The organism is Burkholderia sp. Ac-20384 (assembly GCF_017104605.1).
In the GTDB taxonomy this organism is placed as follows: domain Bacteria; phylum Pseudomonadota; class Gammaproteobacteria; order Burkholderiales; family Burkholderiaceae; genus Burkholderia; species Burkholderia lata.
This window is the reverse complement of sequence record NZ_JAAGPE010000488.1, coordinates 1-4,413: the sequence shown is the minus strand read 5'-3', so window position 1 is coordinate 4,413 and position 4,413 is coordinate 1. Positions and strand designations below refer to the sequence as shown.

At 63.1% G+C, this 4,413-nt stretch carries 4 protein-coding genes; 2 read left to right on the top strand and 2 right to left on the bottom strand.

Translation table 11 applies throughout. From position 1 onward, the window contains the following. Nucleotides 1-1,254: phage late control D family protein (locus tag G3O00_RS40345; RefSeq protein WP_206146331.1), on the bottom strand; the 1,254-nt coding region annotated here is incomplete at its 3' end. Between the two features lie 524 nt (nt 1,255-1,778). On the opposite strand from G3O00_RS40345, the gene G3O00_RS40340 reads away from it, so the two are divergent. Then, on the top strand, nt 1,779-1,982 hold the full coding sequence (locus tag G3O00_RS40340) for a hypothetical protein (RefSeq protein ID WP_011350748.1): 204 nt from the start codon (nt 1,779-1,781) through the stop codon (nt 1,980-1,982). A gap of 59 nt (nt 1,983-2,041) precedes the next feature. On the opposite strand, the gene G3O00_RS40335 is transcribed toward G3O00_RS40340, so the two are convergent. Next, the gene (locus G3O00_RS40335) at nt 2,042-2,842 is read right to left on the bottom strand and encodes a transporter substrate-binding domain-containing protein (protein ID WP_011350749.1); all 801 of its coding nucleotides are present in this window, start codon (nt 2,840-2,842) and stop codon (nt 2,042-2,044) included. 314 nt (nt 2,843-3,156) lie between these two features. On the opposite strand from G3O00_RS40335, the gene G3O00_RS40330 reads away from it, so the two are divergent. Next, on the top strand, nt 3,157-4,413 hold a 1,257-nt coding region (locus tag G3O00_RS40330), incomplete at its 3' end, for a phage late control D family protein (RefSeq protein WP_206146330.1).

Genomic DNA, 4,413 nt, shown 5'->3' with positions numbered 1-4,413 from the left:
CTCCGGCTTGTGATGCTCGAACGGGCTGCGATACGGCACGCTCACGCGCTGCGCTTCGACTTCGACGAGATAGAAACCGGCCGAATCGTCATCGTGCGACGGGGTGGTCGGCGTGTTGCCCGACCGGTTCGTCCGGGCCTTGTCGATGTCGCGGTGCAGACTGTGCGGAAAGTCCCGCATGCGAGTGGCAGGCAGGTTGTTTTCGATCCACCACGTCACCGAAATCGTCGCGAATTCGCGTTGGTCCGCCGGGTCGCGATCGTGTACGGGATGGCCCGACAGCGCGAAACGCCGCCCGGCATCGATGGCTCGCGCGCCCCCCACGCCGTGGAACCGTTTGGCGCGCGATTCCCATTCTTCCATGCGGATGTGGGAAAGCCTGTCGCCATGCTGCTGTTGCTGGAAGGTGTACGCGCCGGTGTACTCGTAGATCTCGAGCTGATCGGGCAACTCACCCTGTCCGCCCATCGTCGGCAGTGTCGTGCCTTTCGGGTTCGACGGTTGCGAAGGATTCTTGTAGTCGAACGTGCGTGTCGTGTGCGTGACGCTCTGCAGCGTGCGCGTACCCGACCATTGCGTCAACCCGTCTGCTTCGATGCGGGTTCCGCCTCGGTAATACGAAACCGTCGTTGGCGACAGCTCCGGACATGCTGCCAGCCTGTCGGTGATCACGAGCGTGTGCGATTGTCCGTCGTCTGCCTGTTCCCAGTAACCGAACAGGCCTTCGCTCTCAAGCAGGCGGTGCACGAAATGCCAGTCAGTTTCGCTCTGCCGGGTATACGACCGGTTCGGCAGCGTTTGCGACAGTGCGAACCGAAACCGGCCGCGCGCTTCCGGGTGTTGGTTCAGCACGTCGGATACGATGTCGTCGGCCGTCTTGTCGATCCAGATCTTCTGATCGCGGCGGAATTTCAGCACGTGCATCCATGCTTGCAGCGTGATCTGATACGTCGTCAGCCCGCCATCCACGCCCAGCTGGCGTGCCGTGTAGATATAGCCATGGATGGGGCGATACTGCCCGTTTACCTGCGAAAGCCAGAGTGTGACGGGTTGCGCGATGAGCTTTTTCAGCTCGATGGCGTTGTCGGGCGATACCACGTCCAGCGTGAAGGCATAGTCGCGACCGATTGTCGATCGGCCAACGGCCCGGAGTACCGTCAGCGCGTTTGCACCAAGCGGTGTATCAAGCTTCAACAGCCGGTCCTGCTGAATCAGGCCGCCACGTAGCGCGGCAGCAAGGTTCTGCACGTTCATCGTAAGCCTTTCGTTATATTTGCAGCGCTCTCGGATAGCGTCTGAGGAATGCCCGCGCGATTTTACATCGGTTGCGGTGAGGTGCTTTAGCGAAATGCTGGCGCTGCTCCGGTCTGAGTTTTCTCGGACCATGGCATGCAACACACGTATTCGGTCGATCCGCGATGAAGGGTACGAAACGGCCGGCGAGCGGGCAACTGACGGCCTGGCAGGCGCTACGCCCCGTCTTCGTCACTCGTGGCGGCCTCGAACCGAAACGGCGCGTGACGTGCACCGATTTGCGCCCCGTTTTCCTGTCACGGTCGCGTCATGGTGCGCCCATAACGTTGCACGTTCCCGTCGCGGCGGCACCGCCGGACCGGGAACGTGCGCAACCTGCTCGCGACGACGTGCCCGCGTCGCAGGTGGGGGCCGACCGGGATCTCGCTCCCGGCGGCGCAGCGGTCATGCATCGCGCCATTTCATTCGAAAATACGATCGACGACGGTTCGAACCGGACCGCGGACGATCAGGAGACAGGGACCATGCTGAGTCCGCATGAATTCTCGATGCTGTTGCGCGTTGCGCGAGCGCCGGACAGCGTCGATCCGTCGAATCCGGCCTTCGCCGTGCTGGTCGAGAAGCGGCTGGTCGACGATACGCAGGTGCGCATGAATGCCGTGGCCGCGCGCCCGGCGCTGACACCGATCGGCCAGATGCTGCTGGCGCGCTTCGACGAAGCGGCTTGAGGGGAAGCGTCACGCCTTCATCGAGACGAAGGGCGTGACGCGTTGTATCGCCGGGCCGTTTACTGCGCGACCGGCACGGTCACGTCGCTGCCGAACCAGTGCATCGAGATCTTCTTCAGCGTGCCGTCCTTGCGCAGCGAGTCGAGCGCGTCGTTGATCGCCTTCTCGAACTTCGGGTTGCCCTTGCGGAACGGGATCGCCATTTCCTGCTTGCCGCCGTTCAGCACGGCACCCGCGCGCAGCGGCAGGTTCGACGTCTTGATCATGTACGGCAGCATCAGGCGATCGTCGAGCGTCGCCTCGATCCGGCCCGCGGCGAGATCGCGCAGCTTCTCCGGCGCGCCCGGATATGTCTGCACCTCGATGCCCGGCACGGTGCGCGCCATCTGGTCATAGTTGGTGCCGAGCGTCACGCCGAGCTTCTTGCCCTTGAAGTCGTCGAGCGACTTGAAGTTGCGCGTGTCGTCCTTGCGCTGGATCAGCTGTGCGGCCGAGTACGTGTACGGCTCGCTGAAGTCGAGTGCTTCCTTGCGCTGCGGCGTGATCGTGACCTGGTTGACGATCACGTCGAACTTGCCGGCCTGCAGGCCGGCGATGATGCCGCTCCATTCGGTCGGGATGAACTGCGTCTTCACGCCGAGCTTGCCGGCGACCGCGTTCGCGACGTCGACGTCGAAACCCTCGAGTTGCCCCGACGTGCCGCGCGAGTTGAACGGCGGATACGTGCCTTCGAGGCCGACGCGCAGCACGCCGGCTTTCTTCACTGAATCGAGCAGGTCGTCCGCGTGCGCGGCGACGGCCGTGAAGCCGAGGGCCGACGCGAGCAGCAGGCCCGACAGCAGGAACTTCGAACGTTTCATCGCAGATCTCCAGTGGTCAGCGTGGTGTGGGGTGCGCGCCGGGTGGGCGCGGCGGGCCGCAATACGGGCACGTAGACACTACTCGCAACCGGGCCGCGCCGAAACCGGAATTGGCCCTGATTGCAATCGATTTCATCGATGTTCGGACGGCGGGCGTGGTTGCCGTTCACCTGCGTGGCACGCGGCCTGATCGGATTCCGCTCGTTTAAATCAGGTCAGATTTGAGGGCGTGCGAAGTTTTGTCTGTAAAATCGCGCGAGCAAAATCGAATGCTCGCGCCATCCGAGGGCGTGTCAAAAGAAAAAAGGCCGTTCATGAACATGCAGAACACAATCGCCGCGTTGCGCGGCGGATTGCTTCAGCAGGACCGGTTGCTGAAGCTCGATACGCCATTGGGGCCCAACGTCCTGACCGTTCAGCGGGCAGTCGGCCGCTCACGAATCGGGCGCGCGTACGAGTTCACGCTCGACGTGCTGTCGACCGACAGCGATGTGGAACTTAAAAAGCTGATCGCACAGCCCGTCACGTTGTGGATCCAGCAGGGCGATCTCGGTTACCGGCCGATCAATGGCTACGTGCATACCGCGCGCCGGCTCGGTGCCGACGGCGGGCTCACGACCTATCAGCTCGTGTTCGCCGATTTCACCCACTTCCTGAAGTTTCGTCGCGATCAGCGGCTCTGGAACGACACGACCGTCGACCAGATCATCAGCGACGTGCTGAACCAGCACCCGCAGGCGCAGGGGCATTTCCGCTTCGCGCTGTCGAAGCCCTTGCCGAACCGCTCGTACACGCGCCAGCACGACACCGACTGGCATTTCGTGCATCGGCTGATGGAGAGCGAGGGGCTCTACTGCGCATGGCAGCAGGCCGACGACGGCAAGTCGCATACGCTCGTGATCACCGACAATCTGCAGGCCTTCGCGCCGCTGTCGCCGGAAATCGTGCGCTTTTATCGCGGCGACGCGGCCAGCGAACCTGACGCGTTCACTCAATGGTCGGGTACGCGCACGCTGCAGAGCGTGACGCGTACGACGCGCACGTTCGACTACAAGAATCCTTCGCAGCCGTCGAACCCGAAAGGCACGTCGCTGCCGACGATGGGCGGCCAGGGCGAGTTGCCGGATCAACTCGAAGTTTACGAGTACACGGGTACCTACACCTATCTCGACCAGACGCGCGGTGACCATCTGACAAAGGTCAAGATGGAGGAGTGGGAGTCGCAAGCGAAGCGTTTCCATGCTGCAGGCGGGGTGCGCGCGATCGATGCCGGCCGGCGCTTCACGCTGGCCGACCATCCCGAGCACGATCGTGATCCCGCCGATCAGCGCGAATTCGCCGCGATCGAGGTGGCGTGGTGGATCGAGAACAACCTGCCCGTCGCAAGCGACAGCGCGGACTTTCCGTACAGCCTGCGCGAAGCGTTGACGCAGGCACAGGACAACTACGGTACCGATCCCGCGTTTCGCGTGCAGCACGACGACGGATCGGCTGGGTTCTATCTCGTCGAAGTCGAAGCGCAGCGCGTGAGCGTGCCGTATCGCAGCCCGTTCGAGCATCACAAGCCGGCC